We start from the raw sequence: 15,781 nt of genomic DNA, 5'->3' as shown, positions 1-15,781 counted from the left end.
GGCTCGGCGCCACCACCAATGGGAAGAGGAACTGATGACCACGTTCGAGATCTGCATAGACAGCGTCGAGGGGGCGGTGGCCGCCGAACAGGCCGGTGCCGACCGGGTCGAGCTGTGTTCCGCGCTGTTCGACGGCGGACTCACCCCCAGCATCGGCACCATCGAGACCGCGGTGAAGAGCGTCAGCCGCATCCGGGTGCACGTCATCGTGCGCCCGCGCGGCGGTGATTTCATCTACTCCCCGGCCGAGATCGAGTCGATGGTCCGGGACGTACGGGCGGCGGTCGCGGCCGGGGCGCACGGCATCGTGATCGGGGCGCTGACCCCCGAGGGCGACATCGACCTCGACACCACGCGCCGACTCATCGAGGCGGCCGGCGACGCGAGCATCACCTTCCACCGGGCCTTCGACATGGTCCGCGACCCGTTCGCCGCGCTGGAGCAGCTCGTCGAGCTGGGCGTGAACCGGGTACTGACCTCGGGCCAGGAGAGCAGCGTGCTGGAGGGTGCCCCGCTCATCGCGGAGCTGGTCAAGCGCGCCGGCGACCGGATCACGATTCTGGCCGGCGGCGGGATCAACGTTCGCAACATCTCCCGGATCATCGCCGAGACCGGGGTGCGGGAGCTGCACTTCACCGCGTCCGTGACCTCGGACAGCCCGGCGGTGTACCGCAACCCGGTGCCGTTGATGGGCGGGGTGCTGCACCGCCCCGAGTACCAGCGCACGGACACCTCGGCCGAGCTGGTCGGCCGGATGCTGTCGGCCGCCGACGCCCCGCCGACCGCCGGCTGACCACTCGGCATCCGTCAGCCGCCGGCTGACCACTCGGCATCCGTCAGCCGCCGGCTGATCGTCGTCGCGCGGGCGCGAGGGCCGCGGCCACCGCGAGGCCGAGCGCGATGGTCAGCAGGGCCGAGGCCAGCAGCGTGCCCCGGCCACCGATGGCACCTACCACCGGGCCGCCCACCAGCGTGCCGAGCGCGCCGGACGGCCCGGTGAGGGCGGAGCGGGTGGCCAGCACCCGGCTGAGTACCCCGGGCGGGCTCGCCCGCTGGAACAGCGCGGTACAGATCGCCAGGAACGGCCCGTAGATCAGGCCGCCGATCCCGAACCCGACGAGGCCGGGCAGCACGGCGTCGGTCAGCCCGGCCGGCAGCAGCGCGGCTCCCCAGCCGACGATGATGGCGACCACCACCGCCCACAGTGGACGGTGCCGCAGCAGGCCGGCGCCGAGGCCACCGAGCACGGCGCCGACCCCGAACACCGCCCAGAACGCGCCGAGCAGTCCCGGCGAGCCGTGCAGCTCCTGGGCGACGTGGATCGGCAGGGCCACCTCGACCGGCCCGTACAGGAAGAAGAACACGCACGTCACCACCACCAGCCCGAGCAGTCGAGGCTGCCCGAGGATGACCCGCCAGCCGCTGTCCCCCGGGGCCCGCGCCGGTTCCGGGTCGGTCGGCTCGACCGGTCCGGGCGGCACCGGGGCGGTGAGCCAGCAGCACGCCGCGAGTACCGCGAAGCTGACCGCGTCGGCCCCGATGACCCAGCCCGGACCGAACAGTGCGGTCAGGCCGCCGGCCAGCGCCGGTCCGACCACCACCGCGGCCTGGGTGAACGTGGACACCAGCGCGTTGCCGGCGACCCGGTCGCCGCCGTCCGGCAGGTGCTCGGCGATCAGCGTGTACGTCCCGGCGTTGCCCCAGGCGTGCAGCAGCGACGACACCGCCAGCAGCGCCACGTACCCGACCGGCCCCAGCAGCCCCGCGACGGCCAGCACCGCGATCGTGCCCAGGATCACCGCGCGCAGCGTGGCGTCGACCGCCACCAGCCGCACCCCGCGCAGCCCGCGCACCAACCTGCCGAGCGCGGCGGCGCCGACGGTGGCGGGCAGCGCGTACGCCGCGACGGCGAGGCCGGTCCACACGCCCCGGTGGTCCGCCGGCGCGATGCGCACCGCGAGCCAGGCGACCGCCACCAGGCTCATCCCGTCGCCCAGTGCGGAGACCAGCATGCCGGGCAGTACCCGGCGCAGCACCGGTTGGCGCAGCACCCGCCCGTACGGCCCGAGCCGGGGCCGTCGCGGCGGAACGGGGGGCGGATCGGGCGACGCCGGCGGCGGCGAGGTGCCGGCGGGTACGGGCTGCATCTCGAGATCTTCGGATGTGAAGCCCGGTTGATGTCAACGCATTAATCGATGGAGCCGCGGTCCGACCCGTGCCATGATCGCGGGATGCCCAGCTTCGACGAATTGCTCGACCAGGCCGTCAACGCCAACGTCGAGGGTTGGGACTTCTCCTGGCTGGACGGCCGCGCGAGTGAGGAACGCCCCGGCTGGGGCTACGCGCGGATGATGGCGGAGCGGATGTCCCACGCCCACCGAGCCCTGGAGTTGCAGACCGGCGGTGGCGAGGTGCTCGCCGGCGTACCCGAGCTGGCCACCCTCACCGTGGCCACCGAGTCCTGGCCGCCCAACCTCGCGCGGGCCGCCGCGCGGCTTCGCCCGCGGGGAGTCACCCTGGTCGCCGACGACGGCGCGGCCCTGCCGTTCCGCCCGGCCTCCTTCGACCTGGTGGTCAGCCGGCATCCGGTGAGCACCAGGTGGGCCGAGGTCTCGCGGGTGCTGCGGCCCGGCGGCACGTACTTCTCCCAGCAGATCGGACCGGACAGCGTGGTCGAGCTGACCGAGTTCTTCCTGGGCCCGCAGCCGCGCGGCCAGTCCGGGCGCGAGCCGGCGGTGGCCAGGGGCGCGGCCCAGGCGGCCGGTCTTCGGGTCGTCGACCTCCGCGAGGCACGGCTGCGTACCGTGTTCCACGATGTCGGCGCCGTGGTCTACTTCCTGCGCAAGGTTATCTGGATAGTGCCGGGCTTCACGGTCGAGCGCTACCGCGCGCGGCTGGCCCAGTTGCACGCCCGCATCCGGGCCGAGGGCCCGTTCGTCGCGCATGCCACCCGGTTCCTCATCGAGGCCCGCAGGTCCGGGTCCTGACCGCACCCGGGTCCTGACCGCACCCGGCCACGGGCCGGGCCCCGGTCACCCGGTGGTGGCCGGCTCGCTGGACGGCTCGGTCACCGCCGGCTCCGCGTAGGCGCGCGCGACGCTCGCCCGGTCGAAGACCCGCCACGTCGCGGCCGACACGGCCAGGGCCACCACGAACCCCACCCAGTACGGCGCCGCCAGGCCGAACTTGTCCGCCACGACGCCACCGAGCAGCGCGCCGACGCAGTTGCCGCCGGCCGAGATGAACAGCGTGGTGCTGCCGACCCGGCCGAGCATGTCGGGCGGGGTCAACCGCTGCCGCAGCGAACTCGCCGCGATCCCCCACAGCGCACCGTGCACCCCGAAGACGAACAGCGCGAACCCGATCAGGTACGAGCTGTGCGAGGCGGCCAGCGTCAGGTGCATGCCGGCCTCGATGAGCAGGCCGATCCGGATCGTCCAGGTCGCGGTGACCCGCCTGATCAGCCAGTCGCCGACCAGCGCACCGAGGATGGCGCCGAGCGCCATGCAGGTGAACAGCAGGCCGTACCCGACCGAGCCGAGGTGCAGCCGCTGCTTGGCCAGCAGTACCAGCACCGCCGTCGCCGCGGTGAGCGTCACGTTCAGCAGCCCGATGAGCACCGCCATGGTGCGCAGCAGCCGCTGGCTCATCAGCCAGCGGAAGCCCTCGACGATCTGCGCCTTGAACGTGCCCGCCCCGGCCGCGTCGGACGCCCCGGCCGGGTCTGACGATCGGGCCGGGTCTGACGATCGGGCCGCGTCAGGCGATCCGGCCGCAGCTGCCGACTGCGACGGCGACCGGTACCGGCCGGCCACCAGGCCGATGAGGATGGCGCTGGCCGCGTACGTGCCCGCGTTGACGAAGAACGGGATGCTCGCGGCCACCGCGAACAGGAACCCACCGAGCGGTCCGGCAAGCATCTCCTGCATCAGGGTGGCGCCGCCGCCGAGCCAGCCGTTCGCGCGTTCCAGCAGCGGCCGGGGTACGACCGCCGGAATCATCGCCTGGCTGGCCGAGCGGAACACCACCTCACCGGTGTTGACCACGAACAACACGGAGTACAGCAGCGCGATGCTGGCGTGCCTGGTCAGGATCGCCACCGCGAGGACGGCGATCACCGCCACCCGCACGGCATCGATCACGATCATCATCCGCCGGCGGTCGTACCGGTCCACGAGCACGCCACCGGGCAGCGCGAACAGCAGCCACGGCAACCAGGAGACGCCGAAGCTCGCGGACACCACCAGCGGGTTGTCGGTACGGGACGCGACGAGCAGCGGCGCCGCGATCGTCGCGAGGCCGCTGCCCAGTGCCGAGGTCGTACTGGCGGCCCAGAGCCGCGCGAACCGCCCATCAAGTCGCTGTTCTCGATCCCCCGCCATGAGGCGAAGCTACCAGGGGCGCGGCCCGTTACCGCCCGGCGCGATGGCCCCGCACGGTCAGCACGATGAGCACGAACAGGCACAACGCCGCGACAGCCGCCGCGAAATAACGCACCGCGACGAGCAGTCCGAGCGACGTGGCGAGGAAACCCACCCCGATCACCGGAACACCGACACCCAGGTACGCGACCACGTAGAAGCTGGACACCACGTCGGCGCGGCGCCGCGGCGGGGCGGCGTGATTGACCGCGCTCAGCCCGCCGAGGAAGACCAGTCCCTGGCCGGCGCCGGCGATCCCGGTCGCGACGAGCAGCAGCGCCAGCGAGGACACGCTGCCCGCGACGGCGAGCAGCACCAGCCCGGCCGCCAGCAACGGAAGGCCGGTGATGGAGAGGCCGCGCGCCGGCCTGCCGTACCCGGCGAGCTGCGCCACCGCCGAGCAGGCGAGCATCAGCGCCACGGCTGCGCCGGCCAGCAGCAGATTGCCGCTGTGCGACAGGGTGGTGACGTAGGTCGGCACGAGGGTGAGGAACAGCCCGACCACCGCGAACGCGAGCAGGGTGGCCATGCCGCTGGTGGCGAACGCCGGGCGTACGGCCGCCGGAAGCTGCGGCCGCCGGGGACGCCACGCGGTGCGCGCGGGGGAGCCGGCCGGGTGCCCGGCCTCCGGCAACGCGGCCATCGCCGCCGGTACCAGCAGCACGATCTCGACCACGAACGGCAGTACCCGAGGGGCCGGCAGGTACTGGGCGAGCAGGCCGCCCACCAGCGGCCCGAGGCCGATCCCGCCCACCGACAGCACGGTGGAGACCAGCGCCGCCCGACGCCGGTCGCCCCTCGGCTCCAGCTCGGTCAGCGCGGCGGTCAGCGCCCCGGTGGCGGCACCCACCGCGAGGCCCTGAAGCATCCGGGCGGCGTACAACCACCCGGTCCCCTGCGCCAGTGCGAAGACCAGCGACGCGAGCGCGGCCACCCCGACGGCGGGCAGCAGTACCCGACGCCGGCCGATCGCGTCCGACAGCGGCCCGAGTACCAGCAGCGACGGGATGAGCACCGCCACATAGGCCGCGAAGATCAACGTGACGGTCAGCGCGGAGAACCCGAACGCGGCCTGGTAGCCCCGGTACAGCGGGGTGGGCAGGTTGGTGCCGATGATCAGCACCAGCAGGGTGTACGCGGTGGCCAGGAACCCCCACCGCCCCCGCACCCCGCCGACCCGCTCGGTGCCCGCCCGTCCCACGGCGCCCCGCTCGGCGGCGGCCAGTGGCTCGGTGGCGCCCGTGGTCTCGGCGGCGGCCGGGATCTCGGCGCCCGGTCGGTGGTCATCGGTCCTGGTGCGGTTCGGCGACATCCGCCCTCCCCATCATGTTCGGATTTTGCGAACATAACACATGTTCGAGATTCGCGAACATGTCCGGGCTACCATGATGGAATGGCAAGCCGCACCGCTACCGAGCTCGTCCACCCCGACCGGGGCGAGCTGCGCTTCACCGACGTGGCGGCGGCGCTCAGCGACCCGGTACGCCTCGCCATCGTGGCCCGGCTCGCGCAGGTGGCACCGGATGGCGAGCTGGCCTGCGGCACGTTCGCGCTTCCGGTCAGCAAGTCCACCCAGAGCGGCCACTTCAGGACGCTGCGCGAGGCCGGGGTGATCCGGCAGCGCGACGAGGGGACCCGACGGCTCAACCGGCTGCGGCGGGACGACCTCGACGCACTCTTCCCCGGGCTGCTCGACCTCGCGATCGCGCAGGGCCACCGGGAGCTTTCCAGCTGGTCGGCGGCCGAAGACGCTCGGGCGGACGCACCCGCGGGCGGTCGCACCCGCTGACGCGAGCCCGGACGAGACGGCCGGCGCGAGCTACGCTCGGCCGATGCTGATCGGATTCGGACTGCCCGTCTCCGGCGCCTGGGCCGGCCCCGACAATGTGACCCGGTTCGCCACCGAGGCCGAAAGACTCGGCTACCACTCGCTGTGGACCTTCCAGCGGCTGCTCGTCGACGCCGACCTGCGGGCCGATCCCGTGTACCACGACGTGCTGGATCCGTTGCTGTCGCTGGCCTTCGCCGCCGCGCACACCTCGCGGATCCGGCTCGGCGTCTCCATCGTCAACTTCCCGTTCGTCTCACCGGCCTACCTGGCCAAGCAGGCGGCAACCCTCGACGTGCTGTCCGCCGGCCGGCTCGACCTCGGGCTCGGCGCCGGCTGGTCGCCGCTGGAGTTCGCCGCGAGCGACGCGACCACGCCGCGGCGCGGGGCCCGGATGAAGGAATACCTGCAGGTGTTGCACACCCTGTGGAGCGACGAGGTGAGCCGCTACGACGGCGAGTTCTACACGGTGCCGGCGAGCCGCATGTCGCCCAAGCCGGTACAGCGCCCGGGGCCGCCCGTGCTGCTGGGCGGGGCCGCACCGGTCGCGCTGCGCCGGGCCGGTCGCCTCGGGTCGGGCTGGGTCAGCCGCAGCGCCCAGGACCTCTCCCGGATCGGCGAGGACATCGCGGTGGTACGGGACGCGGCCGAACGCGCCGGCCGGGATCCGGCGGCGGTGCGCATCGTGTGCCGGGGGGCGCTGCGGCTGGCCGACCGGCCGGTGGACACCGACCGGCGGTGGCTGACCGGCTCACGGGATCAGGTGGCCGAGGACCTCGCCCGGATCGACGAGCAGGGCGTGACCGAACTGTTCTTCGACCTCAACTGGGATCCCCTGGTCGGCTCGCCCAACGCGGATCCGGCGGCGGGCGCCGCGCGTGCCGAGGAAATCCTGCACGCGATGGCGCCGACCGCCGCCTAACCCGATCGCAGCCCGCACCGACCCCAGCCCGAGCCGACCGCAGCCCGAGGGCTCAGTAGACCCAGACCGTGGTGCCGATCGGGTCCAGATTGTTGGCCCAGATCCAGTCGATCGCGGAGTTGCTGACCCGCACACAGCCGTGGGATGCCGGGTACGAGGGGACGGAGCTGTCGCCGTGGATCGCGTAGCCAGCGGTGAAGTACCGGGGGCGGATCAGCAGGCCGAGCGAGGAACGGTGCGGAGCGTCGATCACCCGGTACGTCGTGAAGTGCCCCTTCGGGGTCGTCGCGACGTCGCGCTCGCCCTGGTCGTAGTAGACGTACCCGCCGCCGGTGGAGGTGTTCAGGGTGTAGTCGACGTGGCCGTCGCGCACGAACAGGAGCAGGTCGCTGCTGAGGTTGACCTCGATCAGGCGGCCCGAGGTGCTTCTCGCCTTGGGTCTGGTGCCGGCGTCGAGCGCCCGCTGGGTGGCGGCGGTGACCGTACCCGTCGGCTTCAGCTTGGCCGCCTTCTGTAGGGCGAAGACCGCCTGCTGGGTGACCCCGCCGAACTTGCCGTCCAGGGTGCCCACCCAGTAGCCGAGCCCGCTCAGTCGCCGCTGCAACGCCAGGACGGCCGACCCGGAACTACCGATGCGCAGCGGCCCGGTGGCGGCCGGCGAGGTCGGCCCCTGAGTCGGGGTCGGCTTGGCGGCGGGCGTGGCGCTGGCCGACGGCGGGTTGCTCGTGGACGGGGCGGTGGACGGGGCGGTGGACGGGGGCAACGGCACCCCGGTGGCCACCGGCGCCGAGGCGGACGCTCCGGCCGCCGATGACAGGTCGGTCTCCGGCGGACGGCAGCCGGCGACGGCGATCACCACGGCGACGGTCGCCACCACCGTGGCCGCGCGGACCACCGGTCGGGAGATGTATGCGCGGTTCATAATGTCAGTCTCATCGATCCAATAAACCCCGTCGAGGCCGTACCGCCAGGAGTACCCGAATCGTCACCGGGTCAACCGATGCCGATGATGCCGGCGCCTCCCGACGCCCGGAATCTCCCGATGGCGCGAGGCCCGCACGGGCCCGGGCCGGGCGCCGTGGAATGATCGGATTGTGGAGATAGCTGGTCGGGTCGTAGTCGTAACGGGTGCGTCTTCGGGCATCGGCGAGGCAACGGCCCGCCTCGCGGCGGCGCAAGGCGCCCGGGTCGTGCTGGCCGCCCGGCGGGTGGGGCGGCTGGAGTCCCTGGCCGCCGAGCTGCCCGACGCGCTGGCGGTGCCGGCGGATGTCCGGGACCCGGCACAGGTGCAGGCCGTCATCGACGCGGCGGTGCGCCACTACGACGGCGTCGACGTGCTCATCAACAATGCCGGGCAGGGGCTGCACGTGCCGATCGAGCAGATCAAGCTCGAGGATCTGCGGGCGGTCATGGAGCTGAACGTGTTCGGCGCGCTGGCCGGCATGCAGGCCGTGCTGCCGGTGATGCGCAAGCGCGGCGAGGGCGCCATCGTGAACGTCAGCTCCGGTACCTCGCGGACGGTGCTGCCGGGGGTCGGCGGGTACGCGGCCACCAAGAGCGCGTTGAACATGCTCTCCCAGGTGGCCCGGGCGGAGTTCGCCGCCGACAACATCGCGGTGTCGCTGGTGTACCCGTCGGTCACCGCGACCGAGTTCCACACGGTGCTGCGGGCCGGGGCGTACGCCGGCGGCGGCCGGTTCGCGCCGCACAGCGCCGAGCAGGTCGCGGAGGCGATCCTGCGGGCGGTCCAGACCGGCGAGCCGGAGGTCGTGCTCGCGCACACCCCGCGCGCGTGAACCGCGCCGGGCCGCGCCCGGCAAACTCGCCCACGCCGGGCCGTGCCCGGCAAACTCGCCCGCCCGGCGATCTCAGCTCAGCATGATCCGGGTCATCCTCCGGACCGCTATCCACATGGCGGCCACCCCGAAGGCGGCCAGGTACGCCACCGAGAGCAGCTGCGACCAGCCGGCGGCGCCGAGGGCGGGCTCGCGGATGAGCTGGATCGACTGGTACAGCGGCAGCACCTCGATGACCGGCCGCAGCGGCGCCGGGTACGTCGACAGCGGGTAGAAGGTGGTGGCGAACAGGTACATCGGCAGCATGACCAGCTGGATGTACTGGAAGTCGGCGAAGTCCCGCAGGAACGTGGTGACCGCCAGTCCCCCGGCGGCGAAGGCGAACCCGACCAGTATCGACGCCGGGATCGCCAGCAGCACGGCCGGCGAGGTGACCAGTCCGGCCACCGCCATCACCACCACGAACCCGATGGAGGTGAGCACCGCGTTGATGACCGCGCTGGCCACCTCGGCGCAGGCGATGTCGGTGACCGACACCGGGGTGGGCAGGATCGCCTCGTAGGTGCGTTCCGCCCGGATGCGGCTGAACACCCCGAAGCTGGTCTGGTTGAACGCGGTGTTCATGGCCGTCGTGGCGAGGATCGCCGGCGCCACCCACGCCGGATAGCGCACGTGTACCCCGGCCACGTCGCCGATGAGCATGCCCACCCCGATGCCGATGGACACCAGGTAGAGCACCGGCTCGACCATGGCCGACAGCAACGGGGTGAGCGAGCGCCGGTAGATCATGAAGTTGCGCTCGATCATCGCCAGCGTGCGCGACGGCGTGGCCGCCGGTACCGGCGGGCGGGTGGACGTCAGCGTGGTCATCGAGTTCTCCGATCGATCACGGGTGCAGCCGGCGCCGGTACGTGACGCGGGCGGCCACGATCCCGGCGAGTACCAGCGCGGCGAGAACACCCACGTGCACGGCGGTACCCGCGACCGTCGCGGTACCCAGCGACAGCGTCCGGCACAGCTGGGCGCCGTGGTACAGGGGCAGCACGTACACGATCGGACGCAGCCAGTGCGGCAGCTGCGTGATCGTGAAGAACGTGCCGGAGAACAGGTACATCGGCATGATGACGAACCGGAACACCGCATGGATGTGGCGGCTCTGGCGCAGCCCGACCGCCCACGCGGCGGCCGGCGCGGCGAACGCCATCCCGGTCAGCAGCGCGCCGCCCAGCGTGCCGAGGGCCCTCGCGCCGCCGGTGACCCGGAAGGCGAGCATCACCAGCGTGAACGCGGCGCTGGAGGTGGCCACCCGGAACGCTATGAACAGCAGGTGGCCGCCCATGATCTGAGCGGGGCTCAGCGGCGTCGTGGTGGCGCCGCGGTACGCGCCGTCGGGCCCGGCCGCCATCGCGACCCGATTCGACGCCTCCAGGAACGCGGTCTGCATCGACGCGGCGGCGAGCATCCCGGGCGCGAAGAACGCCAGGTAGCTCACGCCCGCGAGGGGCACCGACGCCTGCCGGTCGACGAGGTGCCCGATGCCCACCCCGACCCCGAGCAGGAACAGCAACGGGTTGGCCACGCTGATGACGATGGTGCCGCGCCAGGTGCGCCGGTACTGCGTCATCCAGTAGCCGAACTCACGCCACACGCCGACCCTCCTTTCTCTCGACTCGGCGGTCTAGTCAATGAGCGATCGGCCGGTGAGCGTGAGGAACACGTCCTCGAGCGTGGACCGGCGCACCAGCGCGGTCAGCGGGGTGAGGCCGAGTTCGTGGACGCCGGCCAGCGCGGCCTCGCCGTCGGCGGTGTACACCATGAGACGGTCCGGCAACACCTCCAGCCGGCCGCCGGCCAGCCGGCTGCTCGAACGCAGCTTCTCCGCCGCGGTGTCCTGATCGGCGAACCTCAGCTCGAGCACCTCGCGGGTGACGTGCTCGGCGATCAGGTCGCGCGGCGCGCCCCGGGCGACGATCCGGCCGCCGTCCATGACCACCAGCCGGTCGCACAACTGCTCGGCCTCGTCCATGTAGTGGGTGGTGAGGATGAGCGTGACACCGTCCTGCTTGAGCCGGAACAGCCTGTCCCACAGCACGTGCCGGGCCTGCGGGTCCAGCCCGGTGGTGGGCTCGTCGAGGAGCAGGATCTCGGGTTCGTTGATGAGCGACCGGGCGATGGTCAGCCGGCGCCGCATGCCGCCGGACAGCACCTCGACCTGCTCGTCGGCCTTGTCCTGAAGCTGCGCGAAGTCCAGCAGGGCCGCGATCCGCTCGCGGATGACCTTCCGGGGCAGCCCGAAGTACCGGCCGTAGATGTAGAGGTTTTCCCGGACCGTGAGCTCGCGGTCGAGGCAGTCGTCCTGCGGCACCACGCCGAGCCGCGCCCGCACCTGTGGTCCCTGCGTGACCGGGTCCAGGTCGAGCACGCGCAGCGTGCCGCCGCTGATCGGCGAGGTGGCGCTGATCATCCGCATGGTGCTGGATTTGCCCGCCCCGTTGGGGCCCAGGAAGCCGAACGCCTCCCCCCGCCGCAGCGCGAAGTCGATGCCGTCCACCGCTCGGAACTCCGCGGAACCACCGCGCGCCGGGTAGACCTTGGTGAGCCCGCGGGCTTCGACCAGGGAAGTCTCAGTCACCCCGGGAGCGTAAGAAATCTTTGGATCATCCGCAACGAATTACCAAGAGGTCGCAATTTTTTGCGGCTCAGGCCCGGCTCCCGCGCCCCGAGCGCCACGTGGGCGCCCGGGGCGACCTCGCCGGGCAGGTCGGCCCGCAGCAACGGGGGGAGGTCGGCCGGCGAAAAGCGCGCGGGTCAGCGGGGTGGCAGGGTGGCCCGCAGGCCGGTGCCGGTCCACCGGCCGGCGGAGTCGCCCGCCTGCACCACGATGGTGTGCGCGACGCCCGGAGCCAGTCCGGTGAGCGCCCGGCTGGTGCCGGCCAGCGTGCTCGCCGTGTTGACCGGGGTGAACGCCGCGTCCGGCTGGATGGGGCGGCCGTCCACGTACACCCGGTAGCCGACGACGGCTCGGGCGCCGTCGCGCGCCGCCGGCCAGGAGATGGTCGCCGTGGTCGCCCCGGTACGCCGCACCCGCAGCCGGTCGCCGTCGCGCCAGGTCGGCACCCCGACGTCGTACGGCGGGTTGGTGGTCACCGCCAGGGTGCCCGGGTACCGCGTGGCGTTGCCGGTCGCGTCCACCGCGTCGACCGTGATCCCGTACCCGGTTCCCGGCCGCAGCCCGGCGACCGTGAACGTGGTGGCGGTGCCGCGCACCGTGGCCGCCGGCCCGCCGCCTGCCCGCACGAGGTAATGGTCTATCCCGTAGTCGTCCGACGCCGCCGGCCAGCTCACCCGGGCCCAGGTGGTACCCAGCCCGCCCGGCACCAGGGAGGCGGCGCCGTTGGCCGGCGCGAGCGGGGCGACCGTGTCCGCGCCGCCGCCCGTGGTGACCCGGGTGGCCGGGCCGGGCGCCGCGTTGCCGGTCGCGTCCAGCGCCTGGACGCGCAGGTCGTAGCGCAGCGCCGGGGACAGCCCGCCGACGGTGGTCGACAGCGTGCCACCGGGTACCTGGGCGAGCACCGTGTCGCCCGACCGGATCAGGTACTGCGCGACCGCCACGTTGTCCGAGGCCGCCGGCCAGCTCAGGGTGGCGGTGGTCGCGGTGGCCGACGCGGTCAGCCGGGCACCACGCGGCCAGGCTGGGCCGGCGGAGGCGTCCACGCTGACCGGGGTCGCGGTGGAGCCATGGAAGGACAGGCCGGTGGAGTTGGTGATGCCCCACGGGTTCGGGGTGTTGTCGAACACCACGTCGGTGAACGAGCTGTCCCTCAGGTACGAGATCGCTGTCGGGTTGGCGTGCAGGAACCGCACATCGGTGAAGTGCAGTCCCTGGTGCGGCTGGTCGGGCACGCCGATCACGCTGATCGCCTGGCTGCCCGTACCGTCCACCGTCACGTGCTCGACGTCGACGTCGCGGAACTGCGCCTTGGCGGTCGACGGCTCCACCACTATCGCCGCGTTCGGGTCGGAGTAGGCCGAGGTGAAGATGAACGCTTGCGCAGTCACCGAGCGGATGGCGTCGTCGCGGAACAGCACGTCCCGTCCCCCGCCGCCGTTGTTCGGGTCGGTCTTCATGCGCAGGCCCACGTCCGTGCCATCGATGACGTTGTCCTCGGCCTCGATGTTCTCGATCCAGGCGCCGGTGTGGCTGCCCAGCACCACCGCGCCGTGGCCCCTGCGGAAGTAGTTGTCGGCGATCCAGGCGTTGCGGGTGGGTGGATCGTTCGGCGCGGCCGCACCCAGCCCGGCGGCGAAGTTCATGTCGTCGTCGCCGGTGTCGAAGACGTTGTTGATGACGGTCAGACCATTGCCATGGGTGAACTCGATGCCGTCGGCGTTGTTCACGCCCTCGGTCAACAGCCGCACCCCGTTGACCGTCACGTTGTCGTCGTGCAGGTTCACCAGCGTGTGCTGCGAGGGGTTCAGCGCCGTGAACCCTCCATAGTAGACATTGGTGACGCCGCGCAGGGTGATGAGGTTGGATCGGGTGGCGTAGCTCGACGCGCTGCCCAGCGCGGTGGCCGCGGCCACCTGGGCCTTGGCCAGGACACCGTTCGTGGACACCGTGCTCGAACTGCTGGGCAGCGACACCGGGAAGCCGTCGGCGTCCGGGCCGGCCTGCTTCCAGCCGTTGCCGTCGATGGTGCCCGGCCCGACGATGCGGATGTCGCGCAGGCTGCCGTACTCGTAGGTGTGCGCGTTGATGAGCGAGTAGTAGCGCGGGTCGGTGGAGTAGTCGTACAGCAGGTAGTTGTACGGATAGTCGGCGGGGTTGTCCGATCCGAGCAGGGTGCCGCCGGCGGCCACCTGCAGCGTCATGTCGCTGTGCAGCCAGATGGCGCCGGTCTTGAACACACCGGCCGGGATGACCACCTTGCCGCCCGGCGTACACGCGTCGATCGCCCGCTGGATGGCGGCGGTGTTGACGGTGGCGCCGTCGCCCACCGCGCCGTAGTCGGCGATGTCGAAGACCTTCGGCACGGCCGTCGTCGACTGGGTGACGACCGCGCTGTCGGGCGACTCGCGGCCGGCCGAGTCCACCGACCTCACGGTGAACCGGTACCGGGTGCTCGGCCGCAGGCCGGTCGCGGTGTACGTGTCCATCACCGTTCTCACCTGCGCGGCGTTGGCGGGGTCGGCGTAGAACCGGTCGATGTAGGGCTTCGCCGGCGAGGTGGACGCGTCGCTGGCCAGCCCGATCGGCCGGCCGTCGAGGTACACGCGATAGTCCACGATGCCGGTGTGCGCGGCCGGCTTCTCCCAGACCAGCGTGATGCTGCGCTCGTCGTAGGCCAGGGCCGGCACCCGCACGTCGACCGGGGCGGCCGGCCGATCGCCCCGGTTGTGGCCCGGCGACGCGGCCCAGCCCCGTACCGGGGCGAGCACCAGCGCCAGCAGCACCAGCATGACCGACACCGGGACGGCGGCGCGGCGAGAGGCACGCGACCACACGACCGGCAACCACACGCGCGAACCAACGGGCACGGGAGTCTCCCAGGGATAGTGCGGACACACCGGTGAACGATCCGGGCATGGTGGACGGGGCCATGCCGGGGCGGTGGGGAAAGCGCATTCCACCAACCACCGTCGCAGCATCACCGAGCCCGGTCAAGGACGCGCGTGTGCAGGTTCGTTGCAGTCGACGCCGACGTTGTGTCGAGGCGGACCTGATCGGCTGACCGCCACCCGAGCGGGGTTCGCGCACCGCCGCGGACCCCGCGTCGCCGTTTCCTTCCTTAGCCGGCCGTGCCGGCCCCTTGCCCGGAGCCTGGCGGCTCGTCGAGAAAGCTTGGCAGCGGCTCGCGCCGGCGCAGCCAATCCACCGGAATCCCGGTCCCGCCCACCCCGGTGTAGGCCGCGACTATCCCGCCCACGATCGCCGCCGTGGTATCGACGTCCCCGCCGGCCTCGACGCAGGCGGTGATGGCCGACGGGTAGTCGTCGAGGTAGGTCGCGGCGACCCACAGCGCGAACGGCACGGTGTCCTGCGCGAGTACCCGCGAGCCGTTGCCCAGTTCGTAGGCCGCCTCGGCGACGCTCACGCCGAGCAGCCAGAGCGCCCGGGAGATCCCGGTCTTCACGGCGCTGTCGATGAGGTAGCTCAGCGCCGAATCGAGCAGCCGCGCGGGCTCGGGCCGGTGCCGCACCTCCCTGGCCCATCCCGCCTCGGCGGCGGCGACCGCCACGGCGACGGCGCCGAGAATGGCCTCGGCGTTGGCGTGCGTGACCTCCGCCGAACGCATCGCCTCCAGCGCGGCGCCGCGCGAGTCACCGGCGTGGAACGCACCCAGGGGCGCCACCCGCATCGCCGCGCCGTTGCCCATCGAGCCCTGCCCGCCGAACGCGGCCCCGGCGACGTCGCGCCACGGCGTGCCCTCGCGAATCTGCCGCAGGATGGTCACGGCCCCACCGCCGTAGCCCCGGTACGCGTCGAAGCGGTCGGCGAAGGCGGCGGCGAGGCGGTCCTGTTCGATCCGGCCGCGCCCACGCAGTTCGGCAACGATCGAGCAGGCCATCTCGGTGTCGTCGGTCCACGGCCACGGCCCATCCGGTGGCCGCCCGTCGCGCAGGTCGGCGAGGCTGGTGCCGGGAACGAAGAATTGGGCGCCCAGGGCGTCGCCCACGGACAGTCCGTCGAGGCTGTCCCGGGCAAGGGTCATCATGGTCATCTGAGGCCATCATGCCACGGGAAAGCGCCCGCCGCGCCGCGCTGTCACCAGCACGGCACGCAGACCCGCACGGAGCGGCAGACCAACCTGAC

Annotated in this window: 14 protein-coding genes; 5 read left to right on the top strand and 9 right to left on the bottom strand. The window is 72.5% G+C overall.

Features of this window, described 5'->3' with window-relative positions; translation table 11 throughout:
- The first annotated feature begins 34 nt into the window (after positions 1–34).
- A complete protein-coding gene (locus ABEA87_RS18265) occupies positions 35–793 on the top strand; it encodes a copper homeostasis protein CutC (protein ID WP_345631071.1) in 759 nt (252 codons plus the stop codon).
- 43 nt (positions 794–836) lie between these two features.
- Here ABEA87_RS18265 and ABEA87_RS18260 read toward each other — a convergent pair whose 3' ends face one another.
- A complete protein-coding gene (locus tag ABEA87_RS18260; RefSeq protein WP_345631069.1) occupies positions 837–2,147 on the bottom strand; it encodes an MFS transporter in 1,311 nt (436 codons plus the stop codon).
- An 84-nt stretch (positions 2,148–2,231) separates the two neighbouring features.
- Here ABEA87_RS18260 and ABEA87_RS18255 point away from each other — a divergent pair, with 84 nt between their 5' ends.
- Positions 2,232–2,987 (top strand): methyltransferase domain-containing protein, encoded by a 756-nt coding sequence (locus ABEA87_RS18255; protein WP_345631067.1) that lies wholly within the window; start codon positions 2,232–2,234, stop codon positions 2,985–2,987.
- A gap of 45 nt (positions 2,988–3,032) precedes the next feature.
- On the opposite strand, the gene ABEA87_RS18250 is transcribed toward ABEA87_RS18255, so the two are convergent.
- Both ABEA87_RS18250 and ABEA87_RS18245 read right to left on the bottom strand, forming a co-directional pair.
- Positions 3,033–4,382, bottom strand: a complete 1,350-nt coding sequence (locus ABEA87_RS18250; protein WP_345631065.1) for an MFS transporter — start codon at positions 4,380–4,382, stop codon at positions 3,033–3,035.
- 28 nt (positions 4,383–4,410) lie between these two features.
- Positions 4,411–5,733 (bottom strand): MFS transporter, encoded by a 1,323-nt coding sequence (locus tag ABEA87_RS18245; RefSeq protein ID WP_345631063.1) that lies wholly within the window; start codon positions 5,731–5,733, stop codon positions 4,411–4,413.
- 81 nt (positions 5,734–5,814) lie between these two features.
- Here ABEA87_RS18245 and ABEA87_RS18240 point away from each other — a divergent pair, with 81 nt between their 5' ends.
- Both ABEA87_RS18240 and ABEA87_RS18235 read left to right on the top strand, forming a co-directional pair.
- A complete protein-coding gene (locus tag ABEA87_RS18240; protein ID WP_345631061.1) occupies positions 5,815–6,210 on the top strand; it encodes an ArsR/SmtB family transcription factor in 396 nt (131 codons plus the stop codon).
- Positions 6,211–6,253: 43 nt separating this feature from the next.
- On the top strand, positions 6,254–7,171 hold the full coding sequence (locus ABEA87_RS18235; RefSeq protein ID WP_345631060.1) for a TIGR03619 family F420-dependent LLM class oxidoreductase: 918 nt from the start codon (positions 6,254–6,256) through the stop codon (positions 7,169–7,171).
- Between the two features lie 52 nt (positions 7,172–7,223).
- On the opposite strand, the gene ABEA87_RS18230 is transcribed toward ABEA87_RS18235, so the two are convergent.
- Complete coding sequence (locus ABEA87_RS18230; RefSeq protein ID WP_345631059.1) at positions 7,224–8,093, bottom strand: L,D-transpeptidase family protein; 870 nt, start codon at positions 8,091–8,093, stop codon at positions 7,224–7,226.
- Positions 8,094–8,265: 172 nt separating this feature from the next.
- Here ABEA87_RS18230 and ABEA87_RS18225 point away from each other — a divergent pair, with 172 nt between their 5' ends.
- A complete protein-coding gene (locus ABEA87_RS18225) occupies positions 8,266–8,967 on the top strand; it encodes an SDR family oxidoreductase (RefSeq protein ID WP_345631057.1) in 702 nt (233 codons plus the stop codon).
- A gap of 72 nt (positions 8,968–9,039) precedes the next feature.
- Here ABEA87_RS18225 and ABEA87_RS18220 read toward each other — a convergent pair whose 3' ends face one another.
- The 5 genes from ABEA87_RS18220 to ABEA87_RS18200 all read right to left on the bottom strand — a co-directional run bounded on the left by ABEA87_RS18220 (position 9,040) and on the right by ABEA87_RS18200 (position 15,689).
- Positions 9,040–9,837, bottom strand: coding sequence for an ABC transporter permease (locus ABEA87_RS18220; RefSeq protein WP_345631056.1), 798 nt, complete (start codon positions 9,835–9,837; stop codon positions 9,040–9,042).
- A 16-nt stretch (positions 9,838–9,853) separates the two neighbouring features.
- Positions 9,854–10,615, bottom strand: a complete 762-nt coding sequence (locus tag ABEA87_RS18215) for an ABC transporter permease (RefSeq protein WP_345631054.1) — start codon at positions 10,613–10,615, stop codon at positions 9,854–9,856.
- Between the two features lie 30 nt (positions 10,616–10,645).
- Positions 10,646–11,599: an ABC transporter ATP-binding protein gene (locus ABEA87_RS18210; RefSeq protein WP_345631053.1), complete on the bottom strand. Its 954-nt coding sequence runs from the start codon at positions 11,597–11,599 to the stop codon at positions 10,646–10,648.
- 176 nt (positions 11,600–11,775) lie between these two features.
- Positions 11,776–14,427 (bottom strand): fibronectin type III domain-containing protein, encoded by a 2,652-nt coding sequence (locus tag ABEA87_RS18205; protein ID WP_345631051.1) that lies wholly within the window; start codon positions 14,425–14,427, stop codon positions 11,776–11,778.
- 329 nt (positions 14,428–14,756) lie between these two features.
- Positions 14,757–15,689: an ADP-ribosylglycohydrolase family protein gene (locus tag ABEA87_RS18200; protein ID WP_345631049.1), complete on the bottom strand. Its 933-nt coding sequence runs from the start codon at positions 15,687–15,689 to the stop codon at positions 14,757–14,759.
- Positions 15,690–15,781 lie beyond the last annotated feature (92 nt).

The sequence above is a fragment of the Rugosimonospora acidiphila genome, from assembly GCF_039543385.1.
Lineage (GTDB): Bacteria > Actinomycetota > Actinomycetes > Mycobacteriales > Micromonosporaceae > Rugosimonospora > Rugosimonospora acidiphila.
The sequence above is the reverse complement of the archived record's forward strand: the minus strand, read 5'-3'. Positions and strand labels throughout refer to the sequence as shown.